Consider the following 21,213-nt stretch of genomic DNA (forward strand, 5'->3'; position numbering starts at 1 on the left):
CCGCTTGACGTCCATCCTAGTAATGCGTAACCCTTACACAGTAACGCGTATGCAATACGCAGTAGATCATCGGCAGGTCAGCAGCAGTGTCAAGGGGGATGTCCATGACCGCACAACCGGCCATCGAGGCCACCGGCCTCGCAAAGTCGTACGGGAAAGGAAGCGCGCGGGTGAGAGTCCTGCGCGGAATCGATCTCCGTGTCGAACGCGGCACGGTCTTCGCGCTCCTCGGCCCCAACGGCGCGGGCAAGACAACAGCCGTACGGATCCTCGCCACCCTCACCACCGCCGACAGCGGCACCGCCCGGGTCGCCGGGTACGACGTCGTCGCCGACCGGCGCCGGGTACGCGGCGCCATCAGCCTGACCGGGCAGTTCGCCGCCGTGGACGAGAAACAGACCGGCGAGGAGAACCTCCGCATGATGGCCCGCCTCAGCGGGCTCTCCAGGGCCGACGCCCGGCGCCGCGCCGCCGCGCTCCTCGACCGGTTCGGCCTCGCCGACGCGGGCGGCAGGCTTGCCGTCACCTACTCCGGCGGCATGCGGCGCCGGCTCGATCTCGCCGCGGGTCTGGTCGGCGACCCCGAGGTGGTCTTCCTGGACGAGCCGACCACCGGCCTCGACCCGCGCAGCCGCCAGGAGCTGTGGCAGGTCGTACGGGATCTCTCCGCGCGGGGCGCCACCGTCTTCCTCACCACCCAATACCTGGAGGAGGCCGACCAGTTGGCGGACCGTATCGCGGTGGTCGACCACGGCGTGGTGGTCGCCGAGGGCACGGCGGAGGAGCTGAAGAACCGGGTCGCGGACCACCGCCTCGACCTCGTACTGACCAGCCGCGAGGCCTATCTCCGCCTCGCGCCCCGGGCCGTCCACCACCAGCCGGAGAACCTCACGCTCGGGCTGCCGACCGACGGCACCGCCGCGCGGGTGCGCGCCCTGCTGGACGAGATCGACCCGGACGGTACGGAGGTGGCGCGCTTCGCGCTCCGCGGCGCCACCCTCGACGATGTCTTCCTCGCGCTGACCGGTGAGGCACCGGCGACCGGCCACCACACGGAGCAGGAGCCCACCCATGTCTGACGCGCTCGCGTCCTCCCGCACCCACGCCCTCACCATGGCCGGCCGCGGCATCCGTCTCAGCAGGCGCAATATCGACGCCGTCATCACCGCGATGATGCTGCCGATCATGCTCATGCTGATCTTCGTCTACTTCTTCGGCGGCGCCATCGACACCGGCACGGAGTACGTGACGTATGTCGTCCCCGGCGTCCTGCTCCTCTGCGCCGGCTTCGGCTCGTCCAGCACCGCCGTGAGTGTCAGTGAGGACATGAAGGGCGGGATCATCGACCGCTTCCGCTCCCTCGACATCGGCGGCGCGCCGATCCTCGCCGGTCATGTGACGGCGAGCGTCGCCCGTAACGTCGTCTCGACGGCTCTCGTCCTCGGCGTCGCCGTCCTGATCGGCTTCCGCCCGTCGGCCACCCTCGCCGCCGCGCTCGCCGCCGCCGGCATCCTGTTCGCCTTCATCGTGGCCATCTCCTGGCTCTCGGCGGCGATCGGCCTGCTCGCCAAGTCCCCCGAAGCGGCGGGCGGGTTCACCTTCTTCATGATGTTCCTGCCCTACCCGAGCAGCGCCTTCGTCCCGATCGACACCATGCCGGACTGGCTCCACGGCTTCGCCGACCACCAGCCGGTCACATCGGTCATCGAGTCCCTGCGCGGACTGCTGCTGGGGCTGCCGGTCGGCTCGGCGCCCTGGGTGGCGCTGGCGTGGTGCGCCGGGCTCCTGGCGCTGGCCCTCGGGCTGTCGGGGGTGCTGTTCAGGGTTCGGACGGCGTGAGCGCCTCGGGCGGCCGGGCCGTACGGAACCAGTTCCGGTACGCGGCCACCACCTGCCGGTACGACGGAACCCCGGCCGCCCCGGACGCCCCGTCCGCCCCGGACGCCCCCGCCGCTCCGTCCGCGCCGGACGGCTCCCGGGCCGCCGCCGGCACCCGCTGGATCCGCCGGGCGGCCCGGGGCAGCAGCCGCGAGTTCAGCTCCGACCCCGGCCCCGACCCCTGGCCCGCTCCACCCTGTGCAGAAATTCGACGAGTGCCACGCAACGACAGTCGGCCGTCTCGGGTGAGTTGGCCGAAGTAGCAGGGCATCGAAGGACCGGCGCCTATCGCGCACCGGGAGGTAAGCGCGTTGAGCAGCACGATGCGGCGTCAGAAGACATCCGGGCACCAGGGACGCCGCGCCGTACGGAACAGCGTCTCCGCGACCGCCGCCGCCCCCGGCCGATCCTCGGTCAGCAGACCGAGCGCGGCGAGCGCCACCGCCGACTCGTCCCCCAGGTACAGCGCGCCCAACTCCCTTACATCCAGGGCGATGTCCGGCGACTGCGTGGTCGGGGCGCAGACCCCGCCCGCCGGCGTGCCCTCCAGCCGGAACCGCCCGCACGCCAGACCGTCCTTGTCGTGGATCTCCAGCGTCAGCGTGGCCGGCACGGCGTACGTACGCGCCTCCAGGGCCCGTACGGTGTCGAGGATCCGCACCCACAGGAAGTCCGACCGCGTCACGATCCGCGCCGCGCGGGGGTCCGGGAGGAACCGGGGCAGCAGATCGTCCAGGGCGCGGTGTCCCGTCCTGACCGTGGTGATCCAGTCGATCGAGCAGACGAACAGCCACAGCGCGCGCTCCGCCGCCGGGGTCAGCGCGATCAGCTTCCGCACCGACGCGGTGTTCAGCGGCTGCTTGGCGTCGTCCCAGTGGCCGTCGGAGGCGTAGGTGACCAGCCCCTCGATCTCACCGGCCGCCGAGCGGTACACCGCGTTGAAGGGCTCCGTCCAGGGCAGACCGGACCGCACCTGACCGGTGTCGACCCCCCACCAGCGTGCGTCACGGTTGATCGCGCCGGGCTGGAGCACCCGGAAGCGCTCATGCAGTTCGGGGCCGAGTGTCCGTACGTCCGCGAGGTCGATCAGATCGATCCTGCCGCCGTCGTCGGGCCCCGACCACCGCGGATCAAGTCCCGTACGCGCCACATCGATCGCCCACTCGGCGATCCCGGCTGCGGGGCCGAACCCGTAACGCCCGTAGATCGGGTACTCGGCGGCGATCAGCGTGGCGACGGCGTCCCCGCGCTCCTTCGCCACCGTCAGGTCGGCGGCCATCATCCGGTTGAGCAGCCCGCGCCGGCGGTGGGTGGGCGACACGGTCACGTTGCTGATCGCGTCCGCGGGGAGCACGGCGCCGCCGACGACCGTCAGTTCCTGCGCGAAGGACCGGAAGGTGGCGACGCAGCGGCCGTCGTCGAACGCGCCGCGCGTACGGGCCGGTTCGAAGTGCGCCGTCCGCGCGGCCGTCAGCTCGTCCGAGGCACCCGGCGTCCGCAGAAACCCGGTGTCCAGGGCGCGCAGCCAGTCGGGGAACTCGGATTCGGTGACCGTACGGACGTCAAGGCTCATGGCCGTCACGCTAAGCGGTGCCGGCGGCCCGCCGCATACGGGTTTTTCCCGGTGCTCACCAGCCCCAGAGGTCTCGGAAGTCTCAGGGATCTCGGAAGTCTCCGAGAGGTCTCAGAGATCTCGGAACTCTCCGAGACCCGGCACGTCCCGGAGACCCGGCACGTCCCGGAGACCTCAGAACGCCGCCCGCACCGCGCCGACCTCCACACCGCCGCCGAGCAGCGGCGCCCGCCCGATCCGGCCCAGCACCTCGGCCTCCACGCCCAGCAGTTGGAGCGCCCGCGTCAGCACGGGCCCCCGTGCCCGTGCCCCGCCGTCGTCGATCTTGAAGGCCAGCGCACGGCCGTCCGGCAGCGCCACCGCCTGGACCGCCTCCGCGCCCGTCTTGGCGAGCGTGCCCGGCATCTCCGCCATCAGCCACGTGTCGGACCTGCGCGTCCCCCCGACGTACTCGGGATGGGCGCGCATCGCGTCCGCCACCCGCCGCTCGGCCGACCCCGGGGCGGCGAGAACGAAGTGGCGGAAGGCGCGGGCGAGACCGGTGAGGCTGATCGCCATCAACGGGGCGCCGCAGCCGTCCGTACCGATCGTGGGAACCCGCTCGGCCGCCGTCTCCTCGATCACCGTCCGGACGAGCTTCTGCAACGGATGCGCCGGGTCCAGATAGCTCTCCGTCGGCCAGCCGTTGCGCACGCAGGCCGCCAGCATCGCCGTGTGCTTGCCCGAACAGTTCATGACGATCCGGTCCCGCACCCCGCCACCGGCGAGATACGCCTCCGCCTCGACCCGGTCGAGGGGCAGATCCGGCGGCGTCCGCAGATCGTCGGCCGTCAGCCCGTGCTCGGCGAGCATCGTACGGACGAGAGCGAGATGGAAGCCCTCGCCCGAGTGGCTGGCCGCCGCCAGCGCCAGCCGTTCCCCGGACAGGTCCACCCCGGCCCGCAGGACGGCCGCGGCCTGCATCGGCTTGTTGCTGGACCGGGGGAAGACCGGGGCCTCGGCGTCACCGAGCTCCAGCTCGACCGTGCCGTCCGCCGCCAGCAGCACCAGCGTTCCCCGGTGACTGCCCTCGACGAAGCCGGAGCGTACGACCTCGGCGAGTACCGGCGGAACGGCCGGGGATATGGCGTGAGAACTGAAGGACATCATCGGCCTTCCGAGGGCTGGGGTTACCCGCTCGCGCGGTCCGGCACGGATCCGCACGGATCCGCGGGAATCAACAGTGATCAGCGGACGGCCGGAACGGTACGGATCGACACGGAATCAAACGGAACCACACGGAATCACTACGTCAGCAGGTCGTCCACCTGGGCTTCACCCTCACGGTACCTGCGGGCGATCTCCGCGCTGCACTCGTCCGCCGTCCGCTGCAACCGATGGCGGCGGCGCGAGAGCTGCTGCTCATTGCGGACCAGCCGCCCCATCGCCGTATGCAGCTCCTCGTCCGTACGGGCCGCCAGGTCCGACAGCTCCACCTCGGCGAGCGTCTCGGCGGCCAGCAGGCGGTACTCCTCGCTGCGCGGTGTGGAGAGCGTGACGTGGCGGGCGGACGAGCGGTGCCGCGAAGGAGAATCGGCCAGGATCTCCGACAGCCGGTCGACCACGGGCGTCTCCGGAGCGGTACGGCGGGCCAGCTCGGCCCGCAGGATGTCGATCCGGCCCTGGAGCAGCCGCCGCAGATAGCTCAGATCAGCCTCGTCCCGCTGCGAGTCACGGCGCAGGGCGCGCAGTTCGGGCAGCCGCAGCACACCGAAGTCGTACGGCCGGGGCGCGGGCAGCGTGCCCTCACCGCCGGTCCGCTGCACGGGCGGCCGGAGCCCCCCGCCCCCCGGGCCCGCTCCCGGCCCCACCGCTCCCGGCCCGTGGTCCGCGCCCTCGCCGGCGGCCGGTCCGCTGCCAGTCCCGGTGGTCGTACGGGTCGTCGGTACGGGACCGGGCGGCTGCCCGGCGCCAGATGTGCTCATCGCGCGTACTTCCCCTCACTCCGCTGGAGAGACCCCTGCCCCGATCCGCTGGGAACCCCCATCCCTCGACAGGTACGCAGAACGCACCGCCTCCGTGCATCGTGCCACTCCCACGGCCGCGCATGCGGGCGCTCTGCACCCGTTCGGCCCCCGATAGGTTGGTCCGTATGCGTGCAGTGGTGCAGAGAGTCGACGGCGCGAGCGTCGTGGCCGTAACGGAGTCCGGGCCGGAAACCGTCGGCGAGATCATCGGCGAGGGCTTGTGTGTGCTGGTGGGAGTCACCCACGAGGACACCGTGGAGCAGGCGGAACGGCTGGCTCGCAAGCTCTGGTCGCTACGGATGCTGGAGGGCGAGAAGTCCTGTTCAGAGGTGAACGCCCCGCTCCTGGTGATCTCGCAGTTCACTCTCTACGGGGACGCCCGGAAGGGCCGCCGCCCCACCTGGAACGCGGCGGCACCCGGCCCGGTGGCCGAACCGCTGGTGGACGAGGTGGTGGCACGGCTGCGCGCGCTGGGCGCGAAGGTGGAGACGGGCCGGTTCGGAGCGGAGATGCGCGTCTCGCTCACGAATCACGGCCCGTTCACGGTGCTGCTGGACATGTGACGTGCGGTCGAGGCCCGGCAGAACGAATCCGCGCCGCCCCGACCACCGTTTCCGCTACGCCCCGGCCACCGTTTCCGCTATGCCTCGACCACTGTTTCCTGTGCCGCCGCCGTGTCCCCGGCCAGCAGCGGCGCGTCCAGTGGCACATTGCGCTTGATCAGGGCCAGCGCGATCGGCCCCAGTTCGTGATGGCGGGCCGAGGTGGTGATGAAGCCCAGCTGACGCCCCTCGGCGCCGTCCGCGGCGAGCCGGATCGGCGTGCCGTGGCCCGGCAGATGGACATCGCTGCCGTCCAGGTGCAGGAAGACCAGCCGACGCGGCGGCTTCCCCAGGTTCTGGACGCGGGCCACGGTCTCCTGCCCCCGGTAGCAGCCCTTGTCGAGATGCACGGCCGTACCGATCAGCCCCACCTCGTGCGGGATGGTGCGATGGTCGGTCTCGAAGCCGAGCCGCGGCCGGTGGCCCTCGATCCGCAGCGCCTCGTACGCCAGGATCCCCGCGACAGGGCCGTGCGCGGCGGCGAACGACTCCAGGTCGGCGCGGGGCAGGAACAGATCCCGGCCGTACGGGGTCTCCCGTACGGCCACGCCCTCGGGCACCTCGGCGATGGAGCCCGCCGGCAGATGGACGACCGCGACGTCGTCCGTACGGTCGGTGACCTCGACCCGGTAGAAGAACTTCATCGACTCCAGGTAGGCGATCAGCGCCTCCTGGGTGCCGGGCTCGACATGCGCCCAGACCGTCTCGCCGTCGTCCACGAGATACAGCGCGTGCTCGATATGGCCGTGCGGGGAGAGGATCAGCGCCTCGGTGGCACGGCCGACGGGCAACTCGCTGACGTGCTGGGTGAGCAGCAGATGCAGCCAGCTCAGCCGGTCGTCCCCGGTGACGGTGACGACTCCCCGGTGCGAGAGGTCCACCAGGCCGCTGCCGTCGGCGAGGGCCCGTTGCTCGCGGAACAGATCACCGTAGTGGGCGGCGACACCTTCGTCCTGTCCTTCGGCGGCGACGGCTCCGGGCAGGGACAGCAGAGGGCTCTTCATAGTGATTAGCCTACGACTCGCCGTTCGCGGCGCGGGCGGCACAGTTCCGGCACCTGCCGAAGATCGCGAAGTGCTTCATGTCCGTCGTGAACCCGAAGTCCTCACGCAGCTTGGCGGTGAACTCCGCGGCCACCTCGACATCCGCCTCGATGACATGCGTGCAGTCCCGGCAGACCATATGGATGTGGTGGTGCCGGTCGGCGAGGTGGTACGTGGGAGCGCCGTGCCCGAGATGGGCGTGCGAGACGAGGCCCAGTTCCTCCAGCAGCTCCAGGGTCCGGTAGACGGTGGAGATGTTCACACCGGAGGCGGTCCTGCGCACCTCGCACAGGATGTCGTCGGGTGTCGCGTGTTCCAGGGAGTCGACAGCTTCGAGGACAAGCTGGCGCTGAGGAGTCAGCCGGTACCCACGCTGCCGCAGGTCGCTCTTCCAGTCGATGCTCACCACGCCCCCAGTGTAGGCAGGCGCGGCGACGGCGGAGGCTTTCCCGGAAGCGGATCTCCCTGACGTGGGTCCGACCCGGGTCACTCGAAGATCCGCTCGGCTCTGCTCGAAGCTCTACTTCTTGAAGCTCTACTTGAAGAAGGCGATGCCGTCGTCCGGGAGGTCGCCGAGGTCCTTGGCCCATGCCTCGACCTGGTCCGGGGACACGACCTTCTTCAGATGCGCCGACATATACGGGCGCAGCGGGACCTCGGGAGTGGACTTCTCGCCCACCCACATCAGGTCGCCCTTCACATAGCCGTACAGCCGCTTGCCACCGCTGTAGGGCCCGGAGGCCGCCGTACGGGCCACCGCGTCGGTCACCAGGTCGATCTGCGGCTTCTGGTCGGCCAGCTCGCCGTACCAGACCTCCACCACGCCCTGGTCCCTGACCATCACGACCTCGACCTTGCGGTCCTTGTCGATCCGCCAGTAGCCGGCCTCGGACTCGATCGGCCTGATCTTCTTGCCCTCGCCGTCGAGCGCCCAGGTGTGCGAGACGTACTCGACGAAGTCCCGGCCGTCGTGGCTGAAGGTGACCTCCTGGCCGAAGTTGGCCTTCTCGTCACCGGGGAAGTCGAAGACTCCGACGCCCTCCCAGTTGCCGAGGAGGAAGGCGAGGGGAACAAGGTCCGGGTGCAGGTCGGACGGGATCTCGATCATGAGCAGCTCAGGCGATCTCTAGGAGTGAGGACAGGGTGACCAGCGTGCGGCGACCGGCGCGAGGCGTCAGCGCTGACCCTGGTACAGCTTCTTCACGGCCAGAACGGTGAAGGCGAGCACGCCGACGCAGACGAGGACCAGCAGGGAAGTGAAGAAAGCCTCAAGCACGGAGTGCTCCTCGGATGAGCGGAATGGGCGGTAAGGGCCGGGCCCCAGCCTAATGGGTGGGGGCCCGGCCCTCTCGGCGAGGTACTCCGAGGTACTCGGGGGCACGCGGGACGCTCGCGGTGCCCGGAACTGTCCGGAACTGTCCGGAACTGTCCGGGAGCAGGGAGCATCCGCTGGCCTCGGCTCAGCCGAGCAGCTGGTTCTGGAGGATCGCCGTCTGGCGGAAGGGAGCGACCGGAGCGCCGCCCTTCTTCTCGTGGACGATCAGCGCGAGGGCGTCGCCCGCGACGACATACGCCTGACGGACCTGCGTACCGTCGTACGGCGCGGGCTCCACGAACACCTCCGTAGTGGTGCCCTTCACGGCGTCCCTCGCCAACTCCGACCAGCCCGCGTCGATCTCGGTCGTCGGTGCCCCGACGAGCGGAGCGCCCGCGTCGGCCCCGGAATCGATCTCCATGTCCTTGAATTCCTGGGCGAACGCGACCGACTGGAAGCGCAGCAGATAGATACGCGAGGAGGTGCCGTCCGGCATGGTCCAGCCGCGGGCCGCGATATGCCGTACGGCGTAGTCGCGCAGCGCCAGCCGGAGACCGGCCCGCTGGTCCTCGGCGTACTCGGACACGTACTGCTCGGTGCTCACCCAGCCGCCGGCCAGCTTCTTGTCGGCGGTGGCCCCGGCGGGGGCCGGGAGCAGCAGCTCGCGGAGGTCGGCGTAGTGGATCTCGCCCGCGTTGCCCCGGGTGAAGGGGCGCGGGGAGCCGGCCGGCAGAGCGGGCAGGGAGAGCCGGGGATAGTCCCAGCGGCCGTCGTCCCGCGTCGCGAGCCCGGGTACGTCGGTGCGCTCCATCGAGCCGATGCCGTACGTTCCGGCGACGATGCCGAGTACGGCCGCGGCGGCGATGAGCAGGGTCGTACGACCGCGTCTTCGTCTTCGTTGATGTTCCAAAGGGGTCCCCCCACGAGACCTGAGGCACATGGCCTGAAGCGCGGATTCCGTTACCCGCGCACAGAGCTCACCGACGGACCGAGGGAGTGGTTGTATCCGCGCGGATTACAGTTCGGCATATGCACTCCGCGAAGAAGCTCGTGATCAAAGTGACCGCCGGGGCCGACGCCCCCGAGCGCTGTTCCCAGGCCTTCACGGTGGCGGCGGTCGCCGTGGCCAGTGGGGTGGAGGTCTCGCTGTGGCTGACAGGCGAGTCCGCCTGGTTCGCGCTGCCCGGCCGGGCGACGGAGTTCGAGCTGCCGCACTCCGCGCCGCTGCCCGAACTCATCGAGTCGATCCAGGCGGCCGGCCTGATCACGCTGTGCACGCAGTGCGCGGCCCGACGGGACATCACCGAGAAGGATGTGCTGGACGGGGTGCGGATCGCCGGGGCACAGGTCTTCGTCAGCGAGGTCATGGCGGACGGCGTGCAGGCGCTCGTCTACTGACGGCCGCTGACGTCTACTGACGGCGCGATCCGGGGGCACCGGCACCCGGAGGCGACCTCCCGCCCGGCTCCGCGCCGTACCGCTCCCGCCGCTCGCGGTCCTTCCTGTGGTCCAGCTCGTCCAGCCACTTCTCGGACTCGGACGGCTCGTCCTGCGGCGGATCGTCCCACCAGCGGTCGGTCTTGTCCTTGGTGTTGCCGACGATGGCGGCGGCCGGCGGTATGAACATCGCGACGAGGGTGAGGGCGACGGCGGCGGGAACCGAAATATCGCGCACGAAAGTCCAGGCGGAGACGAAGAGCACCAGACACACGCCCATGAGCAGAAAGTACCGACGACGGCGTCGTGCGTACATATTTTCAGTGTACGCCCGGGAATGCCCGGATCGGCCCGCCCCGGCCTTCCGTACGACAGGAAGGGCCGCACGGCAAGGAGGGCCGCACCCCACGAGGGATGCGGCCCTCCAGTGAGACGAAGAGCTCAGAACAAGCAGAACTCAGACCGCGATCGCGACCTCGGAGAGGCCCCCGGTCTGCGCGACGACCGTACGGTCCGCCGTGGCTCCCGGGACGAGGGCGCGCAGCGTCCACGTGCCCTCCGCGGCGTAGAAGCGGAACTGGCCGGTCGCCGAGGTCGGGACCTCCGCGGTGAACTCTCCGGTCGAGTCCAGCAGGCGTACGTAACCGGTGACGGGCTCGCCGTCGCGGGTCACGGAACCCTGGATGGTGGTCTCACCGGGCTTGATCGTCGAAGCGTCGGGGCCGCCGGCCTGTGCTCCACACATACTGTTCAGTCCTCCGGGTCAGGGCGTGATTACTTGTTGGCGCCGAGCTCGATCGGCACACCGACGAGCGAGCCGTACTCGGTCCACGAGCCGTCGTAGTTCTTGACGTTCTCGACACCGAGCAGCTCGTGCAGCACGAACCAGGTGAGCGCGGAGCGCTCGCCGATACGGCAGTAGGCGACGGTGTCCTTGGTCAGGTCGACCTGCTCCTCGGCGTACAGCTCCTTGAGCTCGTCGTCCGACTTGAAGGTGCCGTCGTCGTTGGCGTTCTTGGACCACGGGATGTTGCGCGCGGTGGGGATGTGCCCCGGCCGCTGCGACTGCTCCTGCGGGAGGTGCGCCGGAGCGAGCAGCTTGCCGCTGAACTCGTCGGGCGAGCGCACGTCGACCAGGTTCTGCGTGCCGATCGCGGCGACCGCGTCGTCCCGGAAGGCACGGATCGAGGTGTTCTGGGCTTTGGCCTTGTACGTGGTCGTGGCGCGCGTCGGGACGGCGTCGACCAGGTCGCGGGAGTCCAGCTCCCACTTCTTGCGGCCGCCGTCGAGGAGCTTGACGGAATCGTGCCCGTACAGCTTGAAGTACCAGTAGGCGTAGGACGCGAACCAGTTGTTGTTGCCGCCGTAGAGGATGACGGTGTCGTCGTTGGCGATGCCCTTGGCCGACAGGAGCTTCTCGAAGCCCTCCTGGTCGACGAAGTCACGGCGGACCGGGTCCTGGAGGTCCTTCTTCCAGTCGATCCTGACAGCGTTCTTGATGTGGTTCTTGTCGTAGGCCGAGGTGTCCTCGTCGACCTCGACGATGACCACCTTCGGGTCGTCGATGTGGGCCTCGACCCAGTCGGCGTCTACCAGGACGTCACTGCGGCTCATGCTGTTCTCCTCCGGGGCAGTGTGCGGCGGGGTGCTGCGAGGTGCGGGACGCGGCTGCCGCCGCGGCTTCCTGGCACGGAGCCCGGTCCTGCGTACGGCGCGCGAGGTGGCCCTGAGAAACTCGAAGGGCCCGGCGGAAACGGGACGCGAAATCCCGCTCAGACGGTGCGACAGAGCATGGCGGCGACGCGGCACAGGTCGACTGCCCGCCGCTTCGTGAAGTCCGCCTGTTGCTTCATACGTCCGATCGTAGGGACGTCCTGGCGAACATGTCACCGGCGCCTCACATTGTGAGACTCGATCGTCCGAATAGCGAGACGATCTTATGGTCGGGGCGGTGTCCGCCGACCGGCCCGCCGGCGGCGTCCCGCTGTCATCTGAAAAGCGGACACCGACGTCTCACCATCCGGTTACCCGCCCTCCATACCGTGCCAACCGCCGCTCGCGGTCCACGATTCCCCGGCCGCCGCGCGCGGTCAGCCGGTGAGGGAGACGTTCGTCCCGGCGCCGGAGAAGTGCAGGCCGTCCTCGGCCGCGGTGACCTGGTCGAGCCTGACCGTCGAGGGCAGTCCGTCGATCTTGAGGTCGTAATCGACCACGTCCCGCACCTGCTCGTCCATGCCGGGCACGGGCAGCTGGGGAAGGGCCTCGGCCTTCAGCCGGACCGTGTCACCGCCCTCCAGCGTCACCGTGCTGTACGCCGTGACGCTCCGGCCGCCCAGCAGCGCCTTGACGGTGTCCGGGATCTCGATGCCCGCGCCTTCCAGCACGTCCGTCAGCGGCCCCGAGACCTTGACCTGCCCCTTCGCCGCCCGCTCGGCTCCGGCGTAGCCGACGGTCGCGCCCTTCGGCGCCGACTTGGCGAGGTCCTCGTACGAGATGCGCGCCGAGCCCGTGGCCTGCCCCGCCACGGCGGACGAGAAACTGCTGTCGATCTTGACGTCCTTCAGCTCCGCCTTGACCTGGGTCACCCGGACCGCGTGGCCGTCGGCCGTGGCGTTCACGCCGTCGAGGCTGATCTCCACCTCGTCCAGCGAGGTGCCGAGGACCTGGGTCAGGAAGGGGAAGCCCTTGATGGAGACGTCGGGCTGGGAGCTCAGCCCCGCGCTCGATCTGACGCGGTCGGCGACCTCTCTCTCGGCGAAGTACACCGCCGCCCGGTCCGCGGCGACGAACAGTCCGCCGAAGATCACAACGAATATCAGCAGTATTCGCAATGCGCGCATGGTTCGGTGCCCCCACCCTGATCGTTTCTGCCCCCCTGACGACCGTGAGCGTAACGCCAGTCGGGTTGGCCGTTTGTCGGAGTGATCGACGTCCGGCGCGGATGTACAGTTCCCCGCCGGCCGTGCACCGTACGTCACGCGCCGCTCAGGCCCTATCAGGACCGTCAGGCCCGGGTCGGGCCCAGGTCAGGTCGGGTTCGGGTCAGGTCGGGTTCGGGTCAGGTCGGGTTCGGGTCCCGGTCAGGCCAGCATGCGGCCCAGCAGGTAGACGGCGGGGGCGGCGGCCGTGAGCGGCAGCGCCACTCCGGCGGTCATGTGCACGAAGCGGGACGGGTAGTCGTAGCTCGCCGCGCGCAGCCCGACCAGCGCGCAGACCCCCGCGCCGAGCCCCAGCAGCGCGCCCTGGCTGCCCAGGTCCGTCATCCCGCCCGCCACGATCCCGGCGCCCGCGCCGGCCAGCAGGGCTACCACCACGGAGACGAACCCCGGCAGCGGAAGGGCGCGGGCCACGGTGGCCGCGGCGACCGCGACCCCGCCGACGACCACCGCGTCCGGCACGGCCGCGAGCTGACCGGTGGCGAGGATGGCGAGCGCGGCCGAGGCGACGGTGGCCATCAGGCCCGTCATCCGCTCGTCGGCGCCTGCGCGGCTGCGCAGTTGCAGGACGACGACCAGCAGCACCCACACACCGAGCGTGCCGATGATCGCCGCGGGGGCGTTCTCCCTGCCCGCCACGAGCAGGACGACATCGGCGGTGATCCCGCCGAGGAAGGCGAGCGCGATGCCCTGCCTGGCCGGCCACATCCCGTTCAGCCGGAACCAGCCGGCCGCCGTGACGGCCTGGAGCAGGACGAGCGGGACGAGCAGCGCGTACGGCCCGATGGCCGCGCCACCGGCCAGCAGCAGACCGAGCAGGGCGGTCAGCCCGGCGGGCTGGATGCCCGGCGGGATGATCGGCGAGCGGCCCTCGGCACGGGCGCGCTGGGCGTCGGTGATGCGGGCGTTGCCCATGGTGGTCGGCGCGCTGTAGCCGTCGGTGGAACCGGGGGGCGTGGTGCCGGGAGCAGCGCTCAAGGGAGCCACGGCGGGCGACGGCATATCCCGCGACACCTCCGACGACGCCTCCGACGGCATCTCCGGAGGCAGCGGGTAGCCGCCCTGCGGCGGCAGATACGCGGTGTCGGCGGCGGCAGCGGCCTGCTGAGGCTGGTACGCGTGGGCCTGGCCCTGGGAGGGGTGGTACTGGCCCGGCTGGCCCTGCTGGCCCTGCGGCTGGACGTACTGCTGGACGTGCGGCTGGTACTGGGTGTCCCAGGTCTGGCCCTGCCACGTCTGCGTGGCGGGCTCGTTGTAGGCCTGCGGCCGGTTCTGGGGCTCGGCCCAGCCCTGCGAGGCGCCCGGATCCTGCTGGTTCGCCCCGTTCGTGCCGTTCACGCCGTTCGTGCCGTAGGGCGGCTGCTGCGGGCTGCCGTACTGGTCGTTCTGAGCCTGGTTCCGGATCTGATCCCTGTACGGCCCCTGGCTCTGGCCCTGGCCCTGGTCTCCGTACTGGCCCTGGCCTTGCCCGTGCCCCTGGCCCTGACCCTGGCCGTACCGATACTGCTGATCGTCATCGCTCATGTTCTGCGGTTCACCCTCCTGCGAACGGCGGGAGCACCTCGACCGTGCCGCCCTCGGCAAGCCGTACGGTCTCATGCCCACGGGTCCCCACGGGGTCACCGTCGACGATGAAGGAACACCTCTGGAGTACGCGGACCAGCTCGCCCGGGTGCCTCACCCGCGCGGCGGCGAGCGCGTCTGCCAGGTTGTCCGCCGCGTACGGCTCCTCCGCGATGCCCGCGGCGGCCTTGGCCGCGGCCCAGTAGCGGATCGTGCCCGATGCCATGGCGGCGCTCCTTTCGTCGGCTTCCATGATGGCCGACGGCCCTCGCGCCTCCGTCAGCCACTCCCCGAGACGGGCCAGGAGCGCGTCGTCGGCGGCGTTCTCGGCGTGCCCCATGCCCGGTTCCAGCCATAGTTCGGCGGCGCCCGGTGCCGCGGCCCCGGCCAGCGCGTGGGGGTGGTCCAGCGGGAAGTACGGGTCGCGGTCGCCGTGGACGACGAGCAGCGGCACCGGCGCGATCAGCGGGACGGACTCGACCGGGGAGAGTGGTACCGGATCCCAGTCCCGGTCATGGATACGTGTATGCAATCCGTAGCGGCCCACCAGCCGGCCCAGGGGCCGCGTCACCACCCAGTGCAGGCGCCGCATCGGGGCCGTTCCCCGGTAGTACCAGCGCGCGGGCGCACTCACCGCGGCCACGGCGTCGGTCCGCGCACCTGTGCGCCCCCTGTGCGACGCGGCATGGCGCAGCACCACGGATCCGCCCATGGAGAAGCCGACGGTCGCGACACGCGAATGGCCCAGCGCGCGGGCCCATTCGACGGCCGCCGCCAGATCGAGGATTTCGCGGTCGCCGACCGTGGAGCGCCCGCCCGAGCGGCCGTGCCCGCGGAAAGAGAAGGTGACGACGGCCGCACGCTGCGCCAACGCCCGCGCCGCCCGTCGTACGGCGGGTCTGTCGACTGATCCGGTGAACCCATGTGCGAGCACGATCGCGGTCACCCGGTCCGCGGGGAAATCCCGCCCGAAACCCGCCGTACACGGCTCGTACACCGCCTCGATGGGGACCCCGTCCGCGGTCCTGAGGACCGTGCGCCGGGTGCCCCGGGCACCCGGGGAATCTGGTGATCTGCGGGATTGACCCTCTTGCGGGGAGCACATGTGGGTTATTCTGCTGCGAAGAGGATCCGGGCAATGTAGCCCCCGGGTCCTTTTGTGTTTCCCGTCCGTTGTTACAGACAGATGACGCAGACGGAAGACACGGACATCACGGCCGCGGGCCTCAGGGCGAGGGAGCCGCGACCGGCACCACGCAGGACAAGCAGTGCCGCATACGTCCTCGCAGGGACCGAGGAGGAACCGACGTAATGGGCAAGCGAACCGTGTACGACAACAGTCCGGCCGAGGCAGGTGGGCGGCGATGAGTTCTCTGCTGCTTCTGACCAACGCACTCCAGCCCTCGACGGAGGTGCTGCCGGCTCTTGGACTGCTGCTCCACAATGTGCGGGTGGCCCCCGCCGAAGGCCCCGCTCTCGTCGACACCCCCGGTGCCGATGTCATTCTGATCGACGGCCGACGCGACCTTCCACAGGTGCGGTCGCTCTGCCAGCTGCTCCGGTCCACAGGTCCGGGCTGCCCGCTGATCCTCGTCGTGACGGAGGGCGGTCTCGCCGCCGTCACCGCGGACTGGGGCATCGACGACGTACTGCTCGACACGGCGGGCCCGGCCGAGGTCGAGGCCCGGCTGCGGCTCGCGATGGGCCGGCAGCAGATCTCGACCGACGACTCCCCGATGGAGATCCGCAACGGCGATCTGTCGGTCGACGAGGCGACCTACAGCGCGAAGCTCAAGGGCCGGGTCCTGGACCTGACCTTCAAGGAGTTCGAGCTTCTCAAGTACCTCGCGCAACACCCCGGCCGGGTCTTCACCCGGGCCCAGCTGCTCCAAGAGGTCTGGGGCTACGACTACTTCGGCGGTACGCGGACGGTCGACGTCCACGTACGGCGGCTGCGCGCGAAGCTCGGCCCCGAGCACGAATCGCTGATCGGGACCGTACGGAACGTCGGCTACCGCTTCGTCACGCCGGAGAAGGGCGAGCGTGGCTCGGAGAAGGCCGACCGGGCGAACGCCGCCGCGGAGCCCTCTCGCAACGGGTCCCACCCGGAGCCCCGGCACGAGAAGGCCGAGGCGCCCGCCGACGACGACACGGCCGCCGGACTGGACGCCGGACAAGAAAGTGCCGTGCGACCTGCCAAGCGGTAGGTCACCACGCGTAGACTCCGCGCGTGGCCAAGGTGACGCGGGACGATGTGGCACGACTGGCGGGTACGTCCACCGCCGTCGTCAGCTATGTCATCAACAACGGACCGAGGCCGGTCGCCCCGGCCACGCGCGAGCGGGTGGTCGCCGCGATCAAAGAGCTGGGCTACCGGCCCGACCGTGTCGCCCAGGCGATGGCCTCGCGGCGGACCGACCTCATAGGGGTCGTCGTGCCGGACGCGAGACAGCCCTTCTTCGCGGAGATGGCGCACGCGGTCGAACAGGCCGCGGCCGAGCGCGGGAAAATGGTGCTCGTCGGCAACTCCGACTACCGCAATGAGCGGGAGGTCCACTATCTGCGGGCCTTCCTGGGCATGCGGGTGTCGGGACTGATCCTGGTCAGCCAGGGCCCCAGCGAGCGTGCGGCGGCCGAGATAGAGGCGTGGGACGCCCGGGTCGTGCTGCTGCACGAGCGTCCCGAGGGCATCGACGACGTGGCGGTCGTCACGGACGACATCGGCGGCGCCCAGCTCGCCACCCGTCATCTGCTGGAACACGGCCATCCGTACGTAGCCTGCCTCGGCGGGGTCGAGTCCACCCCGGTCGTCGGCGACCCGGTGACCGACCACGTCGAGGGCTGGCGGCGGGCGATGCTGGAGGCCGGGCGGCCGGTGGAGGGGCGCCTCTTCCGGGCGCTCTACAACCGGTACGACGCGTACCAGGTCGCGCTGGAGCTGCTGTCGGGCCCGGACCGGCCGCCGGCGATCTTCTGCTCCACCGACGACCAGGCGATCGGCGTACTGCGGGCCGCCCGCGAACTGCGGATCGACGTCCCCGGCGAGCTGGCGGTGGCGGGCTTCGACGACGTCAAGGAAGCGGGTCTCACGGACCCGCCGCTGACGACGGTCTCCTCGGACCGGCCGGCGATGGCGCGGGCCGCGGTGGATCTCGTACTGGACGACGGGCTGCGGGTGGCGGGGTCGCGGCGGGAACGGGTGAAGCAGTTCCCGTCGGCGCTGATCGTGCGCCGCTCCTGCGGCTGCGCGTAAACGGTCGCGGCCCGGCCCCCGGTGGTCTTGCCCCCGGCGGCCTCGCCTGACGCGCGGACTTTATATGGGGCATACGCGCTTTTGTTGCCCTTCTCAGAACGTCCTCAGCTCGTTCTCATCTACGGCGCGGACAGTCGTTCCCATGACCGACTACTACCGCGGCAGCGGCGACTCAGACAGCACGCAGCAGCACCCCACCCAGGGGTTCCAGGAACAGGGGTTCCAGGGCTCGGCGTACCCGCCGCCGCCCGCGTACGGTCCTACCGCTCCCGTCGGCGGCGCCGGCACCGCCACCGCTCACCGGCGCGCCAAGCGGCCCGTGGCGCTGCTCGCCGCGGTGGCGATCGCCGCGGCGATCGTCGGCGGCGGTACGGCGGCCCTGGTCGGGAACTACACCGGCGGCGGCACGGAGGCCACGGGTACGGCGATCAGCGGGACGACCGTCTCGCAGAGCAGCGCCGGTACGGTGACCGGCGTCGCCCAGGCCGTGTCCCCCGCCATAGTCGAGATCACCGCGACCTCCACGGGCGGTGAGGCCACCGGCTCCGGCGTGATCATCACGTCCGACGGCGAGATCGTCACCAACAACCATGTGATCTCCGGCGCCTCCTCGATAAACGTCCAGCTCAGCACGGGCAAGAGCTACACCGCCCAGGTCGTCGGCACCGACGCGGACAAGGACCTCGCGCTGATCAAGCTGGAGGGCGCGAACGGCCTCAAGACGGCCACGCTCGGCAATTCCGACCAGGTGAGGGTCGGCGACCAGGTCGTGGCGATCGGCTCGCCCGAGGGCCTGACCGGCACCGTCACCAGCGGCATCATCTCGGCGCTCGACCGCGATGTCACCGTGGCCAAGGAGCAGGACCAGGGTCAGCAGCAGCAACCGCAGCGGGGCGGGGGCAACTGGCCGTTCGAGTTCGGCGGGCAGCAGTTCAACGGGGACACCGGCTCCTCGAAGACCACGTACAAGGCGCTCCAGACGGACGCCTCGCTCAACCCGGGCAACTCGGGTGGCGCGCTGATCAATATGAACGGTGAGATCATCGGGATCAACTCCGCTATGTACGCGCCGAGTTCGTCGTCCGTGTCCGGGAGCTCCGGCGTCGGCAGCGTGGGGCTGGGCTTCGCCATCCCGGTCAACACCGTCAAGTCGGACCTCTCGGCGCTGCGCTCCGGCGGCACCAGCTGATCCCCGGGGGCGCCGCGGTCCCGCGGCGGCTCGTGCCACGGCGCCGCGGGAGCGCCGTGCGACGCTGCTGGCACGGGCCGCGCCGGTCGTGCGACCGTTGACCTTGCCCGACCGTTCCGCCGAGCCGACTGACGAGGTAGTAGCGAGATGAGTCCCGCCGAAGGCGATCCCCAGCGGATCCTGATCGTCGACGACGAGCCCGCCGTACGCGAGGCCCTCCAGCGGAGCCTCGCCTTCGACGGATACGGGACCGAGGTCGCCGTCGACGGCATCGACGCGCTCGGCAAGGCCGCGGCCTACGATCCGGATCTGATCGTCCTCGACATCCAGATGCCGCGGATGGACGGTCTGACCGCGGCCCGCAGGCTCCGGGGAAGCGGTTCGAAGGTGCCGATCCTGATGCTGACGGCCCGCGACACGGTCGGTGACCGGGTCACGGGGCTGGACTCGGGCGCGGACGACTACCTGGTCAAACCCTTCGAGCTGGACGAACTGTTCGCCCGGATCCGCGCCCTGCTGCGGCGCAGCTCGTACGCGGCGGCCGCGGCCGACGATCGGCCCGACGACGATGTGCTGGCCTTCGCCGATCTGCGGATGGACCTGGCGACCCGCGAAGTGGTACGCGGGAACCGGCGGGTGGAGCTGACCCGTACCGAGTTCACCCTGCTGGAGATGTTCCTGGCGCACCCGAGGCAGGTGCTGACCCGGGAGCAGATCCTCAAGGCGGTGTGGGGCTTCGACTTCGAGCCGAGCTCCAACTCCCTGGACGTGTATGTGATGTATCTGCGCCGGAAGACCGAGAGCGGCGGCGAACCCCGGCTGGTCCACACGGTGCGGGGCGTGGGGTACGCGCTGCGCGCCGACGGGGGGAGCGGGGCGGGCTCGGGCGCCGGGACGGGCGGCCCGGCGTGACCGGTCCGACGGACCCGCTCCACCGGCTCCGTACGCTGCCGCTCCGTTCCCGGCTCGCACTGCTGGTCGCCACGGCGGTCGCGGTGGCGGTCGCGGTCGCGGCGGTGGCCTGCTGGCTGCTGACGCGCACGCAGTTGGAGAGCGAGCTGGACAACTCGCTCAGGAACACCAGTGCCGGACAGCCCGCGGTGCAGGACGCCATCAGCAACTGCGGCGCCCCGACCAGTCCCGACAACAGCGTCGGCTTCGCCTATGTCCAGGTGGTCCTGAGCGACGGCAGCCGCTGTGTGTCCCCGTTCTCGGAGCCGGTGAAGGTCCAGCCGCAGGATGTGGCGGTCGCCACCGGTACCGCGCGTCAGTCGCTCCACGACAGCGTCACCGACAGCGGTGCGAAGGTGCGCGTCTTCACGAAGGCCACCCTCTACCGGACCGGCACCCAGGTGGCCGTGACCGTGTCGCGTCCCCTCGCCGAAATCGACTCCTCCCTGAACCGGCTCGCCCTGCTGCTCACCGCCGTCGCCGGCGTCGGCGTGATCGGGGCCGGCGCGGCCGGGCTCTGGGTCGCCAGGTCCGGGCTGCGGCCCGTCGACGGGCTGACCCGGGCCGTCGAGCATGTGGCACGGACCGAGGATCTCGCCATCCGCATCCCCGTCGAGGGCGAGGACGAGATCGCCCGGCTGTCCCGCTCCTTCAACTCGATGACCGCCGCTCTCGCGTCCTCCCGGGACCGGCAGTCCCAGCTGATCGCCGACGCCGGGCACGAGCTGCGGACCCCGCTCACCTCGCTCCGTACGAATATCGAGCTGCTCGCGCGCAGCGAGGAGACGGGCCGGGCGATCCCGCCCGACGACCGCAGGGCGCTCATGGCGTCCGTCACGGCGCAGATGACCGAGCTGGCCGCGCTCATCGGTGATCTCCAGGAGCTGTCGCGCCCGGACGCCACGGATCCGGGGCCCCTCCAGGTCGTCGCGCTGCACCAGGTCGTGGAGAGCGCGCTGGAGCGGGCGCGGCTGCGCGGGCCGGATCTGACGATCGTCGCCGAGCTGAGCCCCTGGTACGTACGGGCCGAGCCGGCCGCCCTCGAACGGGCGCTGGTCAACGTCCTCGACAACGCGGTGAAGTTCAGCCCGTCCGGCGGTTCGGTGGAGGTGTTCCTGAGCACGGGCGGCGAGCTGACCGTACGGGACTACGGGCCGGGCATCCCGGCCGACGAACTGCCGTATGTCTTCGAACGGTTCTGGCGCTCGCCGTCGGCCCGCGCGCTGCCGGGCTCGGGGCTGGGGCTGTCGATCGTGGCACGTACGGTCCACCAGACGGGCGGCGAGATCGTGCTGCGCCAGGCGGCGGGGGGCGGGACGGTGGCGGAGATCCGTATCCCGGGGGCGCCGACGCCGCCGCCGGGGTCCACCGGAACGTCCTGAGACCCCGGAACGTCCTGAGACCACCGGAAAGGCCTGAGGCCCCCGGAGCGGCCAGAGACCACCGGAACGGACTTGGGCCCCCGGA

General features: G+C 70.7%; 23 protein-coding genes and 1 pseudogene. 9 read left to right on the plus strand and 15 right to left on the minus strand.

Annotation, left to right across the window (positions count from 1 at the left end):
- The first annotated feature begins 104 nt into the window (after nucleotides 1–104).
- Together ACIRQP_RS26815 and ACIRQP_RS26820 are read left to right on the plus strand one after the other, a co-directional pair.
- Nucleotides 105–1,079, plus strand: coding sequence for an ATP-binding cassette domain-containing protein (locus ACIRQP_RS26815; protein WP_403893701.1), 975 nt, complete (start codon nucleotides 105–107; stop codon nucleotides 1,077–1,079).
- Nucleotides 1,072–1,839: an ABC transporter permease gene (locus ACIRQP_RS26820; RefSeq protein WP_403893702.1), complete on the plus strand. Its 768-nt coding sequence runs from the start codon at nucleotides 1,072–1,074 to the stop codon at nucleotides 1,837–1,839. The genes ACIRQP_RS26815 and ACIRQP_RS26820 overlap by 8 nt, the downstream gene beginning before the upstream one ends.
- Here the strand turns inward: ACIRQP_RS26820 and ACIRQP_RS26825 are convergent.
- From ACIRQP_RS26825 to ACIRQP_RS26840, 4 genes are all read right to left on the minus strand, one after another.
- Nucleotides 1,820–2,149: a hypothetical protein gene (locus ACIRQP_RS26825; protein ID WP_403893703.1), complete on the minus strand. Its 330-nt coding sequence runs from the start codon at nucleotides 2,147–2,149 to the stop codon at nucleotides 1,820–1,822. The two genes, ACIRQP_RS26820 and ACIRQP_RS26825, sit on opposite strands and share 20 nt — an antisense overlap.
- 60 nt (nucleotides 2,150–2,209) lie before the next feature.
- Nucleotides 2,210–3,451 (minus strand): GNAT family N-acetyltransferase, encoded by a 1,242-nt coding sequence (locus tag ACIRQP_RS26830; protein WP_403893704.1) that lies wholly within the window; start codon nucleotides 3,449–3,451, stop codon nucleotides 2,210–2,212.
- 174 nt (nucleotides 3,452–3,625) lie between these two features.
- A complete protein-coding gene (locus tag ACIRQP_RS26835; RefSeq protein WP_403893705.1) occupies nucleotides 3,626–4,600 on the minus strand; it encodes an asparaginase in 975 nt (324 codons plus the stop codon).
- A gap of 137 nt (nucleotides 4,601–4,737) precedes the next feature.
- Complete coding sequence (locus ACIRQP_RS26840; protein WP_403893706.1) at nucleotides 4,738–5,415, minus strand: ABC transporter substrate-binding protein; 678 nt, start codon at nucleotides 5,413–5,415, stop codon at nucleotides 4,738–4,740.
- Between the two features lie 167 nt (nucleotides 5,416–5,582).
- Between ACIRQP_RS26840 and dtd the strand changes: the two genes are divergently transcribed.
- Nucleotides 5,583–6,020, plus strand: coding sequence for a D-aminoacyl-tRNA deacylase (dtd, locus tag ACIRQP_RS26845; RefSeq protein ID WP_403893707.1), 438 nt, complete (start codon nucleotides 5,583–5,585; stop codon nucleotides 6,018–6,020).
- A gap of 77 nt (nucleotides 6,021–6,097) precedes the next feature.
- Here the strand turns inward: dtd and ACIRQP_RS26850 are convergent, their stop codons facing one another.
- The 4 genes from ACIRQP_RS26850 to ACIRQP_RS26865 form a co-directional block, all read right to left on the minus strand.
- Nucleotides 6,098–7,063, minus strand: a complete 966-nt coding sequence (locus ACIRQP_RS26850; RefSeq protein WP_403893708.1) for a YgfZ/GcvT domain-containing protein — start codon at nucleotides 7,061–7,063, stop codon at nucleotides 6,098–6,100.
- 10 nt (nucleotides 7,064–7,073) lie between these two features.
- Entirely contained in the window at nucleotides 7,074–7,511 is a 438-nt protein-coding gene (locus tag ACIRQP_RS26855) for a Fur family transcriptional regulator (protein WP_403893709.1), read from the minus strand.
- A gap of 126 nt (nucleotides 7,512–7,637) precedes the next feature.
- Nucleotides 7,638–8,210 (minus strand): FABP family protein, encoded by a 573-nt coding sequence (locus tag ACIRQP_RS26860; RefSeq protein ID WP_403893710.1) that lies wholly within the window; start codon nucleotides 8,208–8,210, stop codon nucleotides 7,638–7,640.
- 352 nt (nucleotides 8,211–8,562) lie between these two features.
- On the minus strand, nucleotides 8,563–9,327 hold the full coding sequence (locus tag ACIRQP_RS26865; RefSeq protein WP_403893711.1) for a hypothetical protein: 765 nt from the start codon (nucleotides 9,325–9,327) through the stop codon (nucleotides 8,563–8,565).
- A gap of 119 nt (nucleotides 9,328–9,446) precedes the next feature.
- Between ACIRQP_RS26865 and ACIRQP_RS26870 the strand changes: the two genes are divergently transcribed.
- Nucleotides 9,447–9,815 carry a DsrE family protein gene (locus tag ACIRQP_RS26870; RefSeq protein WP_403893712.1) on the plus strand — a complete coding sequence of 123 codons (369 nt, stop codon included), beginning with the start codon at nucleotides 9,447–9,449 and terminating at the stop codon, nucleotides 9,813–9,815.
- 13 nt (nucleotides 9,816–9,828) lie between these two features.
- Here ACIRQP_RS26870 and ACIRQP_RS26875 read toward each other — a convergent pair whose 3' ends face one another.
- The 7 genes and pseudogenes from ACIRQP_RS26875 to ACIRQP_RS26905 all read right to left on the minus strand — a co-directional run.
- A complete protein-coding gene (locus ACIRQP_RS26875) occupies nucleotides 9,829–10,170 on the minus strand; it encodes a DUF3099 domain-containing protein (protein ID WP_403893713.1) in 342 nt (113 codons plus the stop codon).
- A 141-nt stretch (nucleotides 10,171–10,311) separates the two neighbouring features.
- Nucleotides 10,312–10,599, minus strand: coding sequence for a DUF1416 domain-containing protein (locus ACIRQP_RS26880; RefSeq protein ID WP_030353448.1), 288 nt, complete (start codon nucleotides 10,597–10,599; stop codon nucleotides 10,312–10,314).
- A gap of 29 nt (nucleotides 10,600–10,628) precedes the next feature.
- Nucleotides 10,629–11,468, minus strand: coding sequence for a sulfurtransferase (locus tag ACIRQP_RS26885; protein WP_403893714.1), 840 nt, complete (start codon nucleotides 11,466–11,468; stop codon nucleotides 10,629–10,631).
- Nucleotides 11,469–11,944: 476 nt separating this feature from the next.
- Nucleotides 11,945–12,694: a DUF2993 domain-containing protein gene (locus tag ACIRQP_RS26890; protein ID WP_403893716.1), complete on the minus strand. Its 750-nt coding sequence runs from the start codon at nucleotides 12,692–12,694 to the stop codon at nucleotides 11,945–11,947.
- A gap of 240 nt (nucleotides 12,695–12,934) precedes the next feature.
- The gene (locus ACIRQP_RS26895) at nucleotides 12,935–14,314 is read right to left on the minus strand and encodes a hypothetical protein (RefSeq protein WP_403893718.1); all 1,380 of its coding nucleotides are present in this window, start codon (nucleotides 14,312–14,314) and stop codon (nucleotides 12,935–12,937) included.
- 10 nt (nucleotides 14,315–14,324) lie between these two features.
- On the minus strand, nucleotides 14,325–14,606 hold the full coding sequence (locus ACIRQP_RS26900) for a MoaD/ThiS family protein (RefSeq protein ID WP_403893803.1): 282 nt from the start codon (nucleotides 14,604–14,606) through the stop codon (nucleotides 14,325–14,327).
- An 18-nt stretch (nucleotides 14,607–14,624) separates the two neighbouring features.
- A pseudogene (locus tag ACIRQP_RS26905) lies at nucleotides 14,625–15,458 on the minus strand (alpha/beta hydrolase); the annotation flags it as partial.
- A 259-nt stretch (nucleotides 15,459–15,717) separates the two neighbouring features.
- Between ACIRQP_RS26905 and ACIRQP_RS26910 the strand changes: the two are divergent.
- The 5 genes from ACIRQP_RS26910 (at nucleotide 15,718) to ACIRQP_RS26930 (ending at nucleotide 21,128) form a co-directional block, all read left to right on the plus strand.
- Nucleotides 15,718–16,560, plus strand: coding sequence for a response regulator transcription factor (locus ACIRQP_RS26910; protein ID WP_403893720.1), 843 nt, complete (start codon nucleotides 15,718–15,720; stop codon nucleotides 16,558–16,560).
- Nucleotides 16,561–16,583: 23 nt separating this feature from the next.
- The gene (locus tag ACIRQP_RS26915) at nucleotides 16,584–17,606 is read left to right on the plus strand and encodes a LacI family DNA-binding transcriptional regulator (RefSeq protein ID WP_382876524.1); all 1,023 of its coding nucleotides are present in this window, start codon (nucleotides 16,584–16,586) and stop codon (nucleotides 17,604–17,606) included.
- Nucleotides 17,607–17,748: 142 nt separating this feature from the next.
- A complete protein-coding gene (locus tag ACIRQP_RS26920) occupies nucleotides 17,749–18,795 on the plus strand; it encodes a S1C family serine protease (protein ID WP_403893723.1) in 1,047 nt (348 codons plus the stop codon).
- Nucleotides 18,796–18,942: 147 nt separating this feature from the next.
- Nucleotides 18,943–19,707 carry a response regulator transcription factor gene (locus ACIRQP_RS26925; protein ID WP_403893725.1) on the plus strand — a complete coding sequence of 255 codons (765 nt, stop codon included), beginning with the start codon at nucleotides 18,943–18,945 and terminating at the stop codon, nucleotides 19,705–19,707.
- Nucleotides 19,704–21,128: a sensor histidine kinase gene (locus tag ACIRQP_RS26930; RefSeq protein WP_403893727.1), complete on the plus strand. Its 1,425-nt coding sequence runs from the start codon at nucleotides 19,704–19,706 to the stop codon at nucleotides 21,126–21,128. Before ACIRQP_RS26925 ends, ACIRQP_RS26930 begins: the two co-directional genes overlap by 4 nt.
- The last annotated feature ends 85 nt before the right edge of the window (nucleotides 21,129–21,213 follow it).

This window comes from Streptomyces sp. NPDC102274, assembly GCF_044766385.1.
In the GTDB taxonomy this organism is placed as follows: domain Bacteria; phylum Actinomycetota; class Actinomycetes; order Streptomycetales; family Streptomycetaceae; genus Streptomyces.

What these genes read in the sequence shown, in the direction of transcription:
- ACIRQP_RS26840 (WP_403893706.1), bottom strand. Translation starts at nt 5,415, where the DNA reads ATGAGCACATCTGGCGCCGGGCAGCCGCCCGGTCCCGTACCGACGACC.
- ACIRQP_RS26890 (WP_403893716.1), bottom strand. Translation starts at nt 12,694, where the DNA reads ATGCGCGCATTGCGAATACTGCTGATATTCGTTGTGATCTTCGGCGGA.
- ACIRQP_RS26860 (WP_403893710.1), bottom strand. Translation starts at nt 8,210, where the DNA reads ATGATCGAGATCCCGTCCGACCTGCACCCGGACCTTGTTCCCCTCGCC.
- ACIRQP_RS26815 (WP_403893701.1), top strand. Translation starts at nt 105, where the DNA reads ATGACCGCACAACCGGCCATCGAGGCCACCGGCCTCGCAAAGTCGTAC.
- ACIRQP_RS26920 (WP_403893723.1), top strand. Translation starts at nt 17,749, where the DNA reads ATGACCGACTACTACCGCGGCAGCGGCGACTCAGACAGCACGCAGCAG.
- ACIRQP_RS26820 (WP_403893702.1), top strand. Translation starts at nt 1,072, where the DNA reads ATGTCTGACGCGCTCGCGTCCTCCCGCACCCACGCCCTCACCATGGCC.
- ACIRQP_RS26925 (WP_403893725.1), top strand. Translation starts at nt 18,943, where the DNA reads ATGAGTCCCGCCGAAGGCGATCCCCAGCGGATCCTGATCGTCGACGAC.
- ACIRQP_RS26850 (WP_403893708.1), bottom strand. Translation starts at nt 7,063, where the DNA reads ATGAAGAGCCCTCTGCTGTCCCTGCCCGGAGCCGTCGCCGCCGAAGGA.
- ACIRQP_RS26910 (WP_403893720.1), top strand. Translation starts at nt 15,718, where the DNA reads ATGAGTTCTCTGCTGCTTCTGACCAACGCACTCCAGCCCTCGACGGAG.
- ACIRQP_RS26875 (WP_403893713.1), bottom strand. Translation starts at nt 10,170, where the DNA reads ATGTACGCACGACGCCGTCGTCGGTACTTTCTGCTCATGGGCGTGTGT.
- dtd (WP_403893707.1), top strand. Translation starts at nt 5,583, where the DNA reads ATGCGTGCAGTGGTGCAGAGAGTCGACGGCGCGAGCGTCGTGGCCGTA.
- ACIRQP_RS26830 (WP_403893704.1), bottom strand. Translation starts at nt 3,451, where the DNA reads ATGAGCCTTGACGTCCGTACGGTCACCGAATCCGAGTTCCCCGACTGG.
- ACIRQP_RS26825 (WP_403893703.1), bottom strand. Translation starts at nt 2,149, where the DNA reads ATGCCCTGCTACTTCGGCCAACTCACCCGAGACGGCCGACTGTCGTTG.
- ACIRQP_RS26895 (WP_403893718.1), bottom strand. Translation starts at nt 14,314, where the DNA reads ATGAGCGATGACGATCAGCAGTATCGGTACGGCCAGGGTCAGGGCCAG.
- ACIRQP_RS26900 (WP_403893803.1), bottom strand. Translation starts at nt 14,606, where the DNA reads ATGGAAGCCGACGAAAGGAGCGCCGCCATGGCATCGGGCACGATCCGC.
- ACIRQP_RS26885 (WP_403893714.1), bottom strand. Translation starts at nt 11,468, where the DNA reads ATGAGCCGCAGTGACGTCCTGGTAGACGCCGACTGGGTCGAGGCCCAC.
- ACIRQP_RS26870 (WP_403893712.1), top strand. Translation starts at nt 9,447, where the DNA reads ATGCACTCCGCGAAGAAGCTCGTGATCAAAGTGACCGCCGGGGCCGAC.
- ACIRQP_RS26880 (WP_030353448.1), bottom strand. Translation starts at nt 10,599, where the DNA reads ATGTGTGGAGCACAGGCCGGCGGCCCCGACGCTTCGACGATCAAGCCC.
- ACIRQP_RS26835 (WP_403893705.1), bottom strand. Translation starts at nt 4,600, where the DNA reads ATGATGTCCTTCAGTTCTCACGCCATATCCCCGGCCGTTCCGCCGGTA.